The sequence below is a fragment of the Diplocloster hominis genome, from assembly GCF_032380655.1.
In the GTDB taxonomy this organism is placed as follows: domain Bacteria; phylum Bacillota; class Clostridia; order Lachnospirales; family Lachnospiraceae; genus Diplocloster; species Diplocloster hominis.
This window is the reverse complement of record NZ_JAWDIY010000045.1, coordinates 1-15,599: the sequence shown is the minus strand read 5'-3', so window position 1 is coordinate 15,599 and position 15,599 is coordinate 1. Positions and strand designations below refer to the sequence as shown.

The following is a 15,599-nucleotide window of genomic DNA, read 5'->3' as shown; positions in this document are numbered from 1 at the left end:
GTAACCGATCCACAGTGCTTCTAACAGTCCAATAATCTGGCTTTTTGTTAATTCTTTACCATTATATCAGGATTCGCCGATAATCGCGCGGAATTTTTTACAGGTTCCTGAATATACCAGAAACAGGTACAAGCCCAGCCCGGCCATGATAATCAGATTAATTCCTGTCGCCTTTCCTTCCGCTACGCTGATCCGGCCGTCGTTGGCATATAAGATCATCATGATAAAACCCAGTGCCGCTATACTGCCTGTAAGAAAGGGATAAATAAAAATCCTGCGCAGCTGGTTCTTCATACACCGGTCAATATAACGATTGTCGGCTCCCAGACGTCTCAGGTCCACAAACACATGTCTTTGGCTGATCGCTATGGTGACTCCCCGTGTGTAGGCAATGATGCCGACAGACGTAAAACAGATGACTGCGATATAGACAAACAACATGAAAAAGACAGCCATATTCTTCATGTAATCCTGACTCTGCAGAGGTTTAAAGAGCGGATAATATGCCCAGCTTCTGGTAAGCTCCGGGTTATCCGGTGCAAGTTCTATGGATCTGTCCATGATATCATTCACAGTCTCACCCGGATACCGGCGGATAATCTCATCTTTCAGATCTTTTGCGAACCCATAAGTTTCCTCCCAGTGCTCAACCCCGAAGGCCACGGTAACATTGCGGTCCGTCCCCTTTAAATGACTGCCATACCGCGCAAAATCCTCCGGGCTCAGCACATAACAGGTTTCAATGCCTTCCGGGGTATTTAAAAATCTTCCGCCGAATTCTACTACGCCAGCATATTTCACAGGACTCTGCTCCCCGGTAACCGGATCGGTAAGCCGCGTTATTGAGCTTTTCCCTGATCCTGCGGACTGTACATTCGCGATTTGCATAAATTCACCCGGTTTTACCGTGATTGTTTTTTTCAATAGTTTTGACAGGTCTTCCGCATTAAAAAAAGCGTTCGTTCCGATCACATCATGGTATACCATATCCACCTTACCGCTTTTTTGATATACCCAATCATAGCCGTCGACCTGAAGATTCAGGGATGGCAGTTCCTGATAGTCTGTCAGATTGACCTGATGCTCCTTCGCCAGCTCTTCAATCTCGGATTGCCGGAACTTTATCTGACCGGATTGATACGTGAACAGATAGTCCACCGGGTTATTCCGGACATTTTCCTTTACCCCCATGATCGTTACCGGGAGATAAAAGGCGGCAAACAAAGCCCCGCCGGTGAGCAGAATAATGACACACATGTTCCTGACTGTCTGACGCCCCAGGAAACGCATCATACTGGTCGAAATAAGGTTCCGATAATATTTACGCGGATGCTTGCCACGCTTGGAATGCACGACCAGAAAGGTCATCATCTGGTAAATTCCCACCGCGGAAATCAGATATACCGCATTCCAGACAGACGGCAGATAGAAATGAAACAAATCCAGCACCACCATAGGCACCAGATAACCGAGTACAAATCCCAGAACCAGCAGAATAATGCCGGCGATCCCCGACCATCTCCCCACATCGCGGACAGGCTCCGATTTTCTCTGTTCATAGATGATATCCATAACATTCGTCCGGTTTATAAACCGTACCGCCAGCAAAAAGATACAAAGTACCAGTAAGGCAGAAAAACCAACACCGAAAAAAAGCCCTGCGTACTTTGCCTGATACCCCATTTCCCTGGTATCTACGATCAGCAGCTGAAAAATCCGCCATATACCATAGGAAAGAGGATAACTAAGGATCAGCCCCATCACACAGGCCGCAGCGGCCACCAGCATTATTTCGGAAAACAGCATTTTTTTCAGCTGCCCCTTTTGTTCGCCCAATGCCATCAGAATCCCGATCTCCCTGCTCTTATATTTCAAAAACAGGGAGGAGGCATACGTAGAAAAGATCGCACAGCCGACAATCGCCACCGCAAATATCATAACCGCCTGTTTTCTGCTGTCCCCACCGGCCGGCAGCACATTCTGCACCGTAGGGCTTAGGTAGATCAGCGCATAGGAGGTAATCAGCATAACGGACAGGACGGTGCATAAAAACAGCATCAGATAATTTTTCCGGTTATAATAACGCAGCTTCGCGTACAGTTTATTATCCGTCATTTTCTTTGCCTCCCAGTTCCCGCAGCAGATCCAGCAATTCGTCAAAAAACTCCTGCCTGCTTCCCATTTTCACGACCTCTTTAAAGATCCGGCCGTCTTTTAATACAATAACCCGGTCACAAAAGCTGGCGGCGAAGCTGTCATGGGTTACCATTAAAATCGTAGCGTTCAGCTCATCCCGTGCTTTTAAAAAGGAATCGATCACCGTACGGCATGATTTGCTGTCCAGATTACCGGTCGGTTCATCGGCCAGTATCAGATCCGGATCATTCATCAGCGCCCGGGCCACAGCGGTCCTTTGTTTTTCCCCGCCCGAGATATCAGCCGGATACTTTTCCGCAATGGGATGGATTCCAAACAGCCGGCACAGTTCCTCCGCCCGGGTTTCCATCTGGGGGATCTGACCGCCCCGGATAATCTGAGGGACACAGATATTTTCAAAAACAGTCAAGCCGTCAAACAGCATATAATCCTGAAATACAAACCCCAGCCTGTTATTTCTCACGAAGGCCAGTTCTTTCTCCGTAAGATTTTTCATTTTGGTGTCTCCCAGCTCTATTTCTCCCTGGTCAAAAGGGATAAAACAGGAAACGCAGTTTAACAAAGTGGTCTTGCCGCTCCCGGACGGTCCCATAACAGCGACAAATTCCCCTTTTTCCACCTGCAGGGAAATATCCGTCAACACCGGATAAGCATGGCTCCCCGTTTGATAAGTCTTACTTAAATGTTTTAGTTCCAGCATTTTTATCATCCTCTCTTTTTTCATACGTCTTATCCTAATGGATTTTGGGAGGAGGGAAAACCGCTGGAGTTGTAATAATCTGGGGGGTTTTTGTTATTTTTTGGGGGGGATGGGGTCCGGCGGGAAATGGGGCGGGGGAGGGCGCGCTGTATGCAGGAAAAAACGTGGGGACGGGCTAAGAGCTATGGGCATGGCCGGGATAGAATCCCTTATTACATTTTTCTACGCAAACTCGCTTCGCTCAAACATGCTCCGAAAAACGGGGATTCTTTCCCGGCCATGCCCATAGCTCTAAGCCCGCCCCCAATGTTTTTTCCTGCATACAGCGCGCCCTCCCCCGCCCCATTTCCCGCCTGCTTTGGTGCCGGCCGTTTAACAGCTGGAATTTTATTGGTACCGGCTGGCGGCAGGAGCTCTTTAATATCGTAATAAACCGGAGGTTCATTAGGTGGGATGATGACACTGCTGGATTAGGAGGTAGATGATATGGTTTACAGGTTTAGTGAAATCCAAAAGCCGGTTTCAGGATACACGGCGTACTTCACGTCAGACAGGCAAGAACCCCTGAGCCGGAAACGCGTAATGCGTTCCCGGCTCAGGGGGTCGGTTCCTGAATCCGGCTCTCACTTGCTCTTACTCATTCTTGCTCATCACTTCATGTTCTTTTTTCAGTTCTTCATATAATTCCAGTGAGTTCCATTGCTGATTTGTTTCGGTAAGGATAGCTTTTAAGTGGATTTTCCCTATTTTGTTTTTGTGAAGGAGGGTCAGAAGATCATCGATTCTGCTGCCGGACATGCCTTTCATGACCAGCATTTCTTCCGGGAATCCTTCCCCTTCGTATTGCTTTTCGCTCTTTTCGATCCCTTCTATGCCGCACAGACTGCCGACCGGCTCCAGAAAGGCCGCTTTATCCACATTTTTAATTCGGATTCCCATTTGTATCAGGACCGCCTTTAATTTTCTTCCTTTTTCAGAGTTTTGAAAATTATAGAGCAAAACCAGTTCCTGTGTCTTTTTCATATCTTCGGTTCCTTTCCTATTGGGGCTGGGCCTTTATTTATTATATCTATTTCTACATATTCATTTCTTTATTATATTTAATTCTATATTGTATCTATTTCTATATTGTCCATATTGTATCTATTTCTATATTGTATCTATTTGTGAATCAAATCTATCTCTGAAAGGAATCAGTAATCCAGAAATTGAGTGACTTTGTCAATAAAAAGGACACCGTCCAGATGATCGATCTCATGGCAAAAGCATTTAGCCATTTCGCCTTCTCCGGTCAGTTGAATCGGCTCCCCGTACTCATTTAGTGCCTGGACTGTGACACGGGCGGGACGCGTGGTCCTGCCGAACCGATCTGGAAAGCTTAGGCAGCCTTCGATGCACTCCTGCTGACCGGATGTCTCCGTAATCATGGGATTGACCAGCTTGATCAGGCCTTCTCCCATATCGATCACGACCAGACGTTTTAAGATACCCACCTGGCTTCCGGCTAAGGCAGCTCCGTTCGGAGTGTCATGAAGCGTATCCGCCATATCGCTTAACAGCATTCGGATGCGGTCATCCACTACTGCCACTTCTCTGCTTCGCTTTCTGAGTATGGGGTCATCATTTATCCGCAATTTTCTGACTGCCATTCGTATGCCCTCCTGCTGCTCGTCGCTCTCGATTTTCTTTCACTTTGATCAAACAAAAAAACTTCTTCAATCGGACATTGAAACACCTGGGAAATATCGTGGGCCAGCCAGATCGATGGTTCGAACTTTTCCGACTCGATCGCATGGATCGCCTGCCTGGACGTCCCCACCATTCGTCCCAGCTGCTCCTGGGTCCAGCCGTATTCCTCTCTTAGCTGCCTGACTCTGTTTTTCAAAATATCGCCTCCGTAATGTTAACCTTACATTTATTATAACACCCGGCATTTTTCTGTCAAGCGCCTAAAAAGACCATGTGTTGCTTAATAAAGGTCCCATCTAATAGACCTGGCACTTCCCATAATAGACCTGACACATCCCAATGTATGTACGGTTAAGTTACTCCCGACTCCATTTTTTCAACTGTTCTATTTTAATCATGGGATCAAAGCCCTGGTCCTTACCCATATTACACAGCATATCGCACGGAAATTCCGCGCATTTCCCGCAGTGATCCAGGCCGTGCTTTTCGCAGCATGATTTCACCAGGCATTCCCCTCCCCAGAATGGTTTATCCATCTGAATACAACCGCTGCAGCTAACTTTAATTTTTCTATCACAGCTGTCGCAGCAGACACCGCATCTTGATTCATACATATTCCCCGCTCCTTTCCTTAAGATCCGCCCGCCAGCGATTCAATCTCTTATCTTACACCGGCAGCTTTTCTATACGATTGCAATATATTTGTATACCTCTACTCTGACACTAAACCCGCTGGAAATGATTGTCAATGACAAAATACTGCTTGCTTTTTATTCTCATCCATGATAATATTATCACATCAATAATATTATCACATTGATAACATTCATCATCAATCATTACCAACCCATAAACACATTGCAGTTCACACTACCGTAGCCTGCCAGAGCATGGGAGACAGCCTATACCAGTGCAGGGATGAGAGGAAAACGGCGGGGCCTTGGGAGCCGGGAGGCTTCTCTCGTGGTATCAAATCACTTGAGACCGGGCCTTAGAATGGCTTACGCAGAAGACGGGAGAACCTCTCAGAAAGAACCCTGGAACACTGTCCGAGCCGTCCTTTGGCGAGTTTGTTCCAGGCCCTGCCAATAAGAGGTTCTCCCGCCTTCGGAGTTAGCCGTTCTTAGGTCCGGCCGAAGTGATTTGACACCACGAGAGAAGCCTCCCGGCTCCCAAGGCCCCGCCGTTTTCCTCTCATCCCGGCCCTCATCCCGCCCCTCATCCCAGCTCTAACCACCAAAACATGAAAGGATGATGCTGATTGATTGACAAGTTAATGGATGCGTTTGTCAACCCTGTAAAAAGCAAACTGCTGCTGGAAATCTACACGCACCAGAAAATAACCACAAAGGAACTGTCCGCTGCTTTTCCCGATATTCCACAGGCCACTATGTACCGGCACATGAACCGTATGTTAAAAGACGGGTTGATCGAGGTAGTGGAGGAAAATAAAATCCGCGGCGTGACGGAAAAGGTGTATGGGATCGCCTTTGATTTCGACTCTGTCGGCAAGCAGTTATTCGAGAAAAACCCGGGTACTACGCTGCTGCAGATGTTTACGCAGTATATGATGGCGTTTTTACAGGAATTCAAGGACTATTCCAGGCGTGATCATATCAACCCGGAGCAGGAACCGTTCAGTTTTACCGTATGCCCCTGCTACGCTTCCCCGGAAGAAATCAAAGATGCCTTAACCAGGATCGGTGAGATCCTGACCCCGCTGATTCAAAATCCGTCCACACCGGACCGGAAAATGCACTCCTTCGGCGTGATCCTCACTCCACCGAAGGAATTTTGAAATCATTGCATCTAAAGACCGAAGGAACTCTGAAACCATTGTCTCTAAAGGAGGGACTTATATTGGCTACCGACATACTTACAATCCGTCATTTAACCAAAACATATAATAAAGAAAAGAAAGCGGTTGACGATTTGAGTTTAACCGTACAGTCCGGTGACATCTATGGATTTATCGGACACAACGGCGCTGGAAAAACCACTACGATCCGTGCGGTTACAGGAGTTATGGATTTTGACCAGGGTGATATCTCCATCTGCGGACACTCCATCAAAAAGGAGCCTGTCCTGTGTAAATCCATGACCGCCTATATTCCCGATAATCCGGATCTCTACGAGCATTTAACCGGAATTCAGTATCTGAATTTTATCGGAGACATGTTTCAGGTACCCAGGCGGGAGCGGGAAGAACGGATCCTGCATTACGCAGATCTGCTGGAGCTGACCTCTAATCTGGGGGATCTGATCTCCTCCTATTCCCATGGGATGAAGCAGAAAACCGCTATTATATCCGCCTTTTTACATCAGCCCAAACTGCTTGTCCTGGATGAACCTTTTGTTGGTCTGGATCCCAAGGCATCCTTTGATCTGAAAAATATGATGCACGAACTCTGCGGGAAAGGCAGTGCCATTTTCTTTTCCACCCACGTACTGGAAGTGGCGGAAAAACTCTGTAACAAGATCGCTATTATCAAAAGCGGAAAGCTGATTGCCAGCGGAAATACACAGGATGTCCGCGGGGACAGCAGTCTGGAAGAGGTATTTCTGGAGGTGGTGGATCATGATGCGTAAATGCGCTCTGCTCTTTAAAGTACAGCTGCTCCAGCAGTTCGGTATCAACCGTCTGCTTCATTCCGGCACTTCCAGAGAGAAAAGGCAGATGTTCCTTTTATTCATTGGCGGTGTGCTGCTGGCTCTTTTGATGGCCGGTTACAGCGTGGGAGCCGCGTACGGGTATGTCTACCTGGGACTGGAAGATCTATTGCCTTCCATGATGATTTTAATTTCCGCTATGATTACACTGGTCACCACTTTTCTGAAAGGGAACGGCATTTTATTCGGATTTCAGGATTATGATATGATCATGTCGCTGCCGGTCACCAGTTTTACCGTTGTTTTGAGCCGGATGGCCAGTGTCTATGGGATGAATCTGCTTTTTAACCTGGTCGCTTTAGTTCCCGCCGGGCTTGTCTACGGCATAGCAGCGAATCTTTCTTTTTCCACCTGGATCATGCTGTTTTTCCTGCTATTTCTGGCTCCGCTGCTGCCGCTTACACTCGCCACACTGCTCTGTATTCTGATCACTGCCGTCTCACTGCGGTTCCGCCACCGGAATCTGGTAACTATTGTTTTAAGCCTGTCGCTCATCTTTTTATTTCTGGCCGGCAGTATGCAGTCTACACAGTGGAATTCCAATGATATTACGGCACTGGGAAAGGCCGCGGGTGATGCGGTAAATCACTACTATCCGCCCGCTTCCCTGGTCTCGAAAGCCGTCGTCCATTCTTCCTGGGCAGACTTTGGAGTGTTTACCCTGATTTCCGTGGGGGGCGCCCTGCTTTTGCTGGCTGTCCTGTCGCATTTTTATACCAGGCTGAACACGCTGCTGGGGGCGGTTCACACCAGGGGCGGGTATCAGTTAAAAGGACTTCGGGTGTCCACTCCTTTCCGGGCTCTGTTTTCCAAAGAACTCCGCAGATATTTCTCCTGCTCCGTCTATGTGCTGAATACCGCTATGGGAGTTTTGCTTCTTCTGGCGCTCTCCATCGCTCTGCTCTTTTTTGACCCGGAGCAGGTGGAAGCCTCTCTCAACCTTCCCGGGGCAGGGAAATGGTTCTGTTCACTGGCGCCGCTGATTCCGCTGTTTTTCATCGGGATCTCCCCCACCACCAGCAGTTCCATCTCGCTGGAGGGAAAGAACCGCTGGATCCTTTACTCCGCCCCTATCGATACTATAACGATCTTTGATTCGAAGATCGCTGTAAACCTGATCATCTGCCTGCCCTGCGTACTGATCAGCAGCCTGCTTCTGGCTCTGGGCCTGAAAACCGGACTTTGGGAGACGTTACTCCTGTTTGTTCTGCCAGTCGTATATACATTTTTTATCTCAACCGCAGGTATTATGATCAATTTAAAATTTCCACTCTACGACTGGGAAAGTGAATACGCAGTGGTCAAACGCGGAACCGCCGTGCTCATCTGCATGCTGTTAGGCTTTTTGACCACTCTGGTTCCAATCGCGTCCGCCGTACTGTTTAAGAGCCCTTTGGCCGTAACCGCTGTATTTACGCTGCTGTACGCGGTACTTACCTTATGGCTCTACCAGAAGCTCAAGTCTATGCGATTATTTGTCGCCTGATGGGGCTTCCTCTCTGTAAGACCGGGCCAGAAATATAATTTTCCGGGATACGTTCATAAATTTTTATAAGGATTTCGGAATAACTTAAGATGTTTTCAGATTCTTTAAGATTTTCGACACACTTTGAACATATTTTATCGATATAATGAATTCAGATAGTTGATTACACACTCACTATCTCCCCCCTCATAAAGTGTACAAAAAAATGTGCCTCAAGGCACATTTTTTTGTATCTGTCATAATCGGCTGGCAGAACGGACAAAAACAGACCGTACCGACATGTATTCCCACATCCCGCTAAAAAATTCCGCATTGTAAAACGAAAACGATTTTCACAGGACCAAATACATATCCATCAGTCACTGCGGACCGCCCGGTATAACTCCTCCACATTTTCAAAACAGTATGTTGGTTTATACGCAGTATCCGCCAGGTCTTTGCGTTTCGCCTCCCCGGTCAGGAGCACGCAGGTCTCTACCCCCGCCCTGATTCCGCAGGCGATATCGGTGTACAGCCGGTCACCTACCACCAGTGTTTCCGAGCCGGTGAACCCGGTCTGTTTCAGACAGATATCCACGATCTTCCGGTTCGGCTTACCGATATATTCGGGCCGTCTTCCGGCAGCGTCATACAGCATATTGCAGATCGCACCGCAGTCCGGTATGAAACCAAAAGGAGCCGGACAGCACAAATCCGGATTTGTAGCCACATAATCGATCTCTTCCCGGAATAAAAGCTCACAGGCTTTTTCCAGCTTTCCATAATTCAGTTCATTATCATACCCCACTACCACACAGGCGGTGTCCGGCTCCACCTCTTCCGTGACCCATAGCCCCCAGCCTCTTAACTCCTGTACAAAAGAACGGGTCCCCAGCACAAACAGTTTTCTGTCGTCATAGTGTTCTTTCAGATAGAGGCATGCCGCATAGGCAGCAGTCACAAAATGTTCTTCCGGGACTAAGAGATTCCACTTTTCAAACTTTTTCACATAATCCTTCCGGCTTTTGGTGGAATTATTGGTAATATAAAGGGCCTTCCCTCCGATGCCGGTGATATAATCCAGCAGCTCTCTCGTGCCGGGGAGCAGTTCATTCCCCAGCGCTATGGTTCCGTCGATATCAAACAAAAACAGCTTCTTTTTCTTCAGCATACGGACCTCACATCCCGAATCCGGCCGTCAGCCGGCCGGCAAATTCCTCATTCACTCCCAGGTCAAACAGGATCTGCAGTAAACCAAACCGGTTTCTCAGTTCCTTGGCATACAGCACACTGTTTTTTACCATGGCGGCATCCACTCCGATTTCCGCCGGTGTGACGGGCGCGCCGATCCCCTTGAGCACCGAGCTTATCTCTTCTGATTTCGGCAGCCTACGGATGAATGTCAGAACCTCATCCCAATGCGCCTCCATCTGGTCAATCCTGCCCAGAACCGCCTGCGGATCGTTCTTGTGTACCCGCTCTTCCAGACGGACCACCTCTTTTGCCGCCGGCCCGTATGCCTTTCGGATCTCTTCTTTCCACTTTTCCAGATCAAAGGCCCGGGCCTTTGCCCTGGCTCTTTCAAAATCAATGGGAGTATCCGCCAGCATCTCATATAGCTTCAGTGCGCTGATGGTACCGATGCCCACTTTGGTTCCATGGAGCACCGCCGGACGGTTCTGAAATAAGAACATCATCTCCCAGTAGTGGGATAAATGATGCTCGCTGCCCGACGCAGGGCGGGAATTTCCCACATAGCTGATCGCGATCCCGGAGAGGGTCAAGCCGTTCATAACCGCCTCGACTGCCTTCGGGTCCCTGGCACTTACCAGATCCGCATTTTCCATAATGACCCGAATGGAATTCTGTACCATATCTTCCACATATCCGCAGTAATACTCTCCCTGAACCAAGTGGGAAATCTTCCAGTCCGTCAGGCAGACATATTTTCCCAGAATGTCACCGACACCTGCCGCGATCATCGGCATGGGCGCGTTTCTTAAGACATCCACATCTCCGATCACGCCTTTGGGCGTATGTACCTCATACGTAGTCTTTAACTGGTTGGTAATCATAGCCGCCACATTGGAGGAGAATCCGTCCATGGACGGCGCCGATCCCACCACAAAATAGTCCAGACCCATTTTGTAACTGATATATTTACACAGATCATTCAGGGTACCGCTGCCTACCCCGATCACCGCGTCAAAGCCCGGGTCCGCCGCCACTGTCAGCCGGCCGATGGCCCGCTCTTCCGGAACCAGGGCTGTATCCTGGTAGACAAAAGTATCCACAGGAAAGCCCGCGGCTTCAAGTACCGACACCGTACAGGAACCAGCCGCTTCCCAGGTATTTCTATCCGCCACTACCAGCAGCTTTTTATAATCATATTTTTTCAGAATCCCAGGCAGCCTTTTGATTGCCCCGCTTCCGATTTCCAACTCCATCAAATCCGTGCGATGGACACTGCCGCAGGCGCAGTTTGATCTGCCCTTTAAATATTCTTGTAACTCCATCAATCCGTTCAAGTCTACCATCCTCTCTTCCCATCGTTTTCTTGATTGTAACATAAAATGAACCGCCGTCAAGAACGGAGGCCCTGCGCAATTTTATTATTAATAAAATTCTTGTTAATTATTATTAATAAATCAGACTTAATTGTCTTACTTGTTTATCTGATTTGCTTTTTGATACCTGTTATATTATTGTTTTCCCTTGGACAGCATCGGCTGTTTTATTATTAATAATTTGTGTGGGTTATTTATTTTTTCTTTTTATCCGCTCCGATTGATTTGAACCCCTTCCGCCGCAGTGCGATCCCGCGGAGCTTTTTATATTTCATAGGAGAATCCCCTATGAAATATAAAAGGAGCTGCCGCAAACAGGTATTTCTTACCCATTTGGATTTTTGCGCAGGTCTGGATGGATACCCCGCCCAGACCTGCGCAAAAACCATTGCAGCAACCCCGCATATGATTCCTATGTAATACTTATAGTGAAACGTCATCCGTCGGATCTGTACTGTCCTCGCTGGTAACTGCGGCATAATCTGAAAATCCTGCCATCGTTCCATAGGGAGAGACCGTAGCCATAACCTGATCCATCGTTTTTACATCCGTTCCGGCTGTTCTGGAGATTCTGCCCCAGGCAATCCAGATACCAAGTGCAACAAAGAGGAAGGATGTTAGCGCGTCCATCGTCATAGCGGTCCAAACGCTGGGTTCTAATAAGGATGCCCCTACAAGCTGTATCGCCTCTGATATAAGAAGCCCGTAATCGGATACCATATAATAAGCTAGGAGCAGCATCTCAATCATATAGACGCTTAAGACAGATAAAATGATCGTCAGAACGATCACCACTTTATTCATTTTACCCTTCAGCAGCTTATACCCATAATAAATACACAGCGGGATCAGCGCAAACAGGATCGCGTATATCTTCTCAACCAGCACAACGCTTAAAAAGGAAGGAAGCACACCAACGATTGCGCCCAGGATACCACCGATAATCCCGGTAAAGTAATTCCCCTCACTGACACTCTTCTCCGCTTTGTTTTTCACATGGGACACGACCTGTTCCATACAGTTCTTGTGAGACGCCTCATAGCCGCCTTTGTAGGCAACCAGAATGTCACAGTCGGATTTTCCGCAGATCGGACAGGTTTTGGACGGCATCACGCCGCGCCTTTTTAAAGCTTCCGTTACCGCAGCGGCGGCCTCCTGGAATACCTGCTGGAAATCTGCCTCTTTTAGTGTCAGGGTATAACACAGATGTCCGTTTTCATACATAAAATAATACTTTTTGCCAAGTTCTGATTTCATATCTTTGACCAGAGCTTTCCACTCAACTACCGGAGCGGACAAAATGACTTTCCACTGTTTATTGGAAATAAACTGAATAGCCGCGGGATATTCATTTTCTACACCATAGGCATTTTTATCCAATACTTTATAACCCCGGCTGCCCAAATATCCCTGAAATGTTTTTAGATTCATATTTGAGTTCCCCCTCTCTATTTAATTTATGAATCGGCATGTTAATATTATCACAAAGCCTGACAGATATACAACCCTGAGAAACTTAAAATTCCCTTAATTTTTTTGCGGTTAAAGCCTTATATTTAGTAGGTTGTGTCACTAACGTGTCACTAACCGGCAGATATTAATACTTTATATGACAGGTTGATCTCATTTTTAGTGTCCGAACATTTGTTTGTCAAATAATAATTTATCACTCAAAATCATGAATAGTTCTGGGATTAACGAATGTATTATGCGTGTTTATAACGTGACGGGGTACACATCCACATCAGGAATTATCACAGTACAGTTAGATAGTATACCGGGGTATTCATTAGAAAGTGTTATGTCTCAACTTAGCCATACAGATACAATATTCCTGCCGGCAACTGCTATAAATTCTGGAAATACAATAAGTATTAGATGTAAAAAATTATCTGACGGATCGGATTATACAGGAACAATTTCGTCGGCAGCTATTCGTATATTTGCAATATATAAAATGTCTACTTAAATGATCATTTGGCCACATAAGTAAGGCAGATAGTTACCCAGTTCGATGTGTTAAATCCTCCACCGAAAGCAGATAATTGGATTTGACCACTTGCACTGATTCCAAGAATGGCATTGGATTGCACCGATCCTATCGTGTATGTAGTTACTGGACAACAGTTAGCCGGTAGTGTACCGAGCACAACATAATTTGACGTATCTGTGTATGCTTTTTTAGCTGTACCGGATATGGTAATTGTGATCATACCGCATTTTTGTATTACTTGTATGTCTTGCAAATAGGCATTGGATATCGATGTGGTTTTGACGGTAAAATTATTATTCTTCCTTTATATGGACTGTTTTAGATGTAGAATTAAGTAGTATTTTTATCTTCCACTCTCGGCTAAGTATAGAATAAGATAATTTGAAATGATAGTGGAATACTTCATCATGGGTAATGCCGGTATAAACCCTTAATAAGCCCCAATTATGATATTTTGATACCTGAATATCGGTCCAGATATGTGATAACCCGGCTTCACATTCAAAACTGATTTTATATGGAGTCATGCGCCCTTTGTCATTTCTATAACATTGACATGTCACCGGATATGTCCCGGTAAGTATAGGAGTCGCCAGAAGACGGCTGTGTTTATCAAGGAGTCGGTATTGCTTTTCATACAATTCTGTTAAAATGTCTTTTCCCATGTATTCCACCTCCATATATTCATCATATTTATTTCTTTACCCGGATCCAATGGTAAATAATGGTAATTCTACCATCAAAAAAAGAGCACCCTTCCGGATGCTCTCAAATTTTGTGTATTACAGCAGGCTTTCGATAGTCTTTGGCCCACACAGGCCGTCTACAACAAGTCCAGCCCGCGCTTGCTGATCTCTCACGACTGCTTCGGTCGCAGGGCCGAACTTTCCGTCGTCGTCCAAACCGGCAGCCATGATCTCGTTAATCCGTTTCTGAACCCAATCAACGGTTACACCGTCACTACCCCGTTTAAGGACAACCTTCCGGATCGCTTCCCTGGTGCGTGGTCCCATTTTCCCGTCAACGACTAGCGGTCTTCCGGCGGCGTCCCGGTATCCATCCAGATTCAGGGCATTTTGCAGCGCCTCAACTTCCGGCCGTCCGGAAGGAGGCGCGGGGGACGGATCTGATGCTGCGTCGAACAAATCCGGCTTATAGCAGATGTTCATATCCACTCTGCCTGCGATCCCGTCCACCAACCCATTACTGGTATGCTGCCAGATCACGGCTGCCTCCGGGCGAAGGCTGGGAACTGCGGTCCCATCATTCTTTCCATACCTGGCGATCCAGTACATATACGGCAGGTTAGCCACGTCCAGGACATTGTTGTACCAATCCTGATTGCAATAGATCCCGACCTCGTACCCGGCCGCCCGAATCACTTCGACCGCAGCATTGATGATCTCGGTCAGGCAGGATTTCGGGAGATTCCGCTGTGCTGCCAACTCCATATCTAGCCACACGCGCTTGACCTGCCGGCCTCGGATCAGATCCACTACCTTCCCGGCGCGGACCCTCGCCGACTCTGGTGTCAGATCGTACATGTACACATACACGTCCGGACGGTATCCTGCGGCAACGGAACCGGCGTAATACTCTTCGAAGCGTGCATCCGTTTTTCCACTTTGCAGGATACTACGCAGGATCACAAAATCGATATTGTCTTTTTTAACTGCGTTCCAATCAATTTCCCCCTGGTAGGAGCTTACATCTATTCCTCTCATTCTTTTCCCTCCGTATCATTTTTATCTCGAAGCTGCAGCAACGTGTTTTTCAGTTTATCCGGAATTGGAACAAACTCCGCTGCATTTTCCAGCAAACTTAGCGCCTCATTGCACACATAAAACATGATTACAACCTCACGCAGAGGGATTACATCACTTATAAGCTGCTGTATAATAAAAGCCACCGCAATCACAATGAACATGACGATCTTTTTAAGCAGACCCTTGTATCCGATCTCCGAGGATAGCTGCTTTTGGTAAATGCCCTTGATTACCCCGGTAACGTAATCAAGGACTGCCAACGCTACAATCGTGATTAACAATGCATCCCAGCCCCCCAGCCATTTAGCGATAAATCCTCCGATAACCCCAAAAACAAAACTGATTGTATTAAATATTTTCTCCATCTTTTTTCCTCTCTTTCTTAAATTAAAACCGGCCCCCGCAGGGACCGGCTGAAACTATATCAAAATTTGTCTATCACCTTCTTCACAGCAATTCAAACATGTGTTCGGTAAATAATAATTTAGCCGGTTTTAAAATCAGATCCGGTACGGTCACGTCACTTACTATTCCGGCTGCGGGAGCAGACGGTGCAGCCGGGAAGCTTACTGGATCTATAAATATATCCGGG

The 15,599-nt window shown here is 47.0% G+C and carries 16 protein-coding genes; 4 read left to right on the top strand and 12 right to left on the bottom strand.

The features are described from left to right. Positions 1-66 precede the first annotated feature (66 nt). The 6 genes from ABC831_RS23755 to ABC831_RS23730 form a co-directional block, all read right to left on the bottom strand. On the bottom strand, positions 67-2,115 hold the full coding sequence (locus ABC831_RS23755; protein ID WP_343250552.1) for an FtsX-like permease family protein: 2,049 nt from the start codon (positions 2,113-2,115) through the stop codon (positions 67-69). Beyond that, positions 2,105-2,857, bottom strand: coding sequence for an ABC transporter ATP-binding protein (locus tag ABC831_RS23750; protein WP_343250574.1), 753 nt, complete (start codon positions 2,855-2,857; stop codon positions 2,105-2,107). The genes ABC831_RS23755 and ABC831_RS23750 overlap by 11 nt, the downstream gene beginning before the upstream one ends. Before the next feature lie 633 nt (positions 2,858-3,490). Beyond that, the gene (locus ABC831_RS23745; protein WP_343250551.1) at positions 3,491-3,880 is read right to left on the bottom strand and encodes a DUF3783 domain-containing protein; all 390 of its coding nucleotides are present in this window, start codon (positions 3,878-3,880) and stop codon (positions 3,491-3,493) included. A 170-nt stretch (positions 3,881-4,050) separates the two neighbouring features. Next, positions 4,051-4,506 carry a peptide deformylase gene (gene def, locus ABC831_RS23740; protein ID WP_343250550.1) on the bottom strand — a complete coding sequence of 152 codons (456 nt, stop codon included), beginning with the start codon at positions 4,504-4,506 and terminating at the stop codon, positions 4,051-4,053. Then, a complete protein-coding gene (locus ABC831_RS23735; protein ID WP_158355737.1) occupies positions 4,482-4,742 on the bottom strand; it encodes a helix-turn-helix transcriptional regulator in 261 nt (86 codons plus the stop codon). Before ABC831_RS23735 ends, def begins: the two co-directional genes overlap by 25 nt. 160 nt (positions 4,743-4,902) lie before the next feature. Continuing rightward, entirely contained in the window at positions 4,903-5,160 is a 258-nt protein-coding gene (locus tag ABC831_RS23730; protein WP_343250549.1) for a DUF3795 domain-containing protein, read from the bottom strand. A 647-nt stretch (positions 5,161-5,807) separates the two neighbouring features. Here ABC831_RS23730 and ABC831_RS23725 point away from each other — a divergent pair. The 3 genes from ABC831_RS23725 (at position 5,808) to ABC831_RS23715 (ending at position 8,702) form a co-directional block, all read left to right on the top strand. Beyond that, entirely contained in the window at positions 5,808-6,344 is a 537-nt protein-coding gene (locus ABC831_RS23725) for a helix-turn-helix domain-containing protein (protein WP_343250548.1), read from the top strand. Positions 6,345-6,418: 74 nt separating this feature from the next. Then, positions 6,419-7,135 (top strand): ABC transporter ATP-binding protein, encoded by a 717-nt coding sequence (locus tag ABC831_RS23720; RefSeq protein WP_343250573.1) that lies wholly within the window; start codon positions 6,419-6,421, stop codon positions 7,133-7,135. Continuing rightward, on the top strand, positions 7,125-8,702 hold the full coding sequence (locus tag ABC831_RS23715) for a hypothetical protein (protein WP_343250547.1): 1,578 nt from the start codon (positions 7,125-7,127) through the stop codon (positions 8,700-8,702). Before ABC831_RS23720 ends, ABC831_RS23715 begins: the two co-directional genes overlap by 11 nt. Before the next feature lie 355 nt (positions 8,703-9,057). On the opposite strand, the gene ABC831_RS23710 is transcribed toward ABC831_RS23715, so the two are convergent. Together ABC831_RS23710 and ABC831_RS23705 are read right to left on the bottom strand one after the other, a co-directional pair. After that, entirely contained in the window at positions 9,058-9,852 is a 795-nt protein-coding gene (locus tag ABC831_RS23710) for an HAD-IIA family hydrolase (protein ID WP_343250546.1), read from the bottom strand. A 7-nt stretch (positions 9,853-9,859) separates the two neighbouring features. Further along, positions 9,860-11,251, bottom strand: coding sequence for a sn-glycerol-1-phosphate dehydrogenase (locus tag ABC831_RS23705; RefSeq protein ID WP_343250545.1), 1,392 nt, complete (start codon positions 11,249-11,251; stop codon positions 9,860-9,862). A gap of 285 nt (positions 11,252-11,536) precedes the next feature. On the opposite strand from ABC831_RS23705, the gene ABC831_RS23700 reads away from it, so the two are divergent. Next, on the top strand, positions 11,537-11,668 hold the full coding sequence (locus ABC831_RS23700; RefSeq protein WP_343250544.1) for a hypothetical protein: 132 nt from the start codon (positions 11,537-11,539) through the stop codon (positions 11,666-11,668). A 3-nt stretch (positions 11,669-11,671) separates the two neighbouring features. Here the strand turns inward: ABC831_RS23700 and ABC831_RS23695 are convergent, their stop codons facing one another. The 4 genes from ABC831_RS23695 to ABC831_RS23680 all read right to left on the bottom strand — a co-directional run bounded on the left by ABC831_RS23695 (position 11,672) and on the right by ABC831_RS23680 (position 15,372). Further along, positions 11,672-12,679 carry a hypothetical protein gene (locus tag ABC831_RS23695; protein WP_343250543.1) on the bottom strand — a complete coding sequence of 336 codons (1,008 nt, stop codon included), beginning with the start codon at positions 12,677-12,679 and terminating at the stop codon, positions 11,672-11,674. Positions 12,680-13,534: 855 nt separating this feature from the next. Beyond that, positions 13,535-13,906: a hypothetical protein gene (locus ABC831_RS23690; RefSeq protein ID WP_343250542.1), complete on the bottom strand. Its 372-nt coding sequence runs from the start codon at positions 13,904-13,906 to the stop codon at positions 13,535-13,537. A 117-nt stretch (positions 13,907-14,023) separates the two neighbouring features. Further along, positions 14,024-14,965, bottom strand: a complete 942-nt coding sequence (locus tag ABC831_RS23685) for a GH25 family lysozyme (protein WP_343250541.1) — start codon at positions 14,963-14,965, stop codon at positions 14,024-14,026. Further along, a complete protein-coding gene (locus tag ABC831_RS23680; RefSeq protein WP_238723194.1) occupies positions 14,962-15,372 on the bottom strand; it encodes a phage holin family protein in 411 nt (136 codons plus the stop codon). Before ABC831_RS23680 ends, ABC831_RS23685 begins: the two co-directional genes overlap by 4 nt. Positions 15,373-15,599 lie beyond the last annotated feature (227 nt).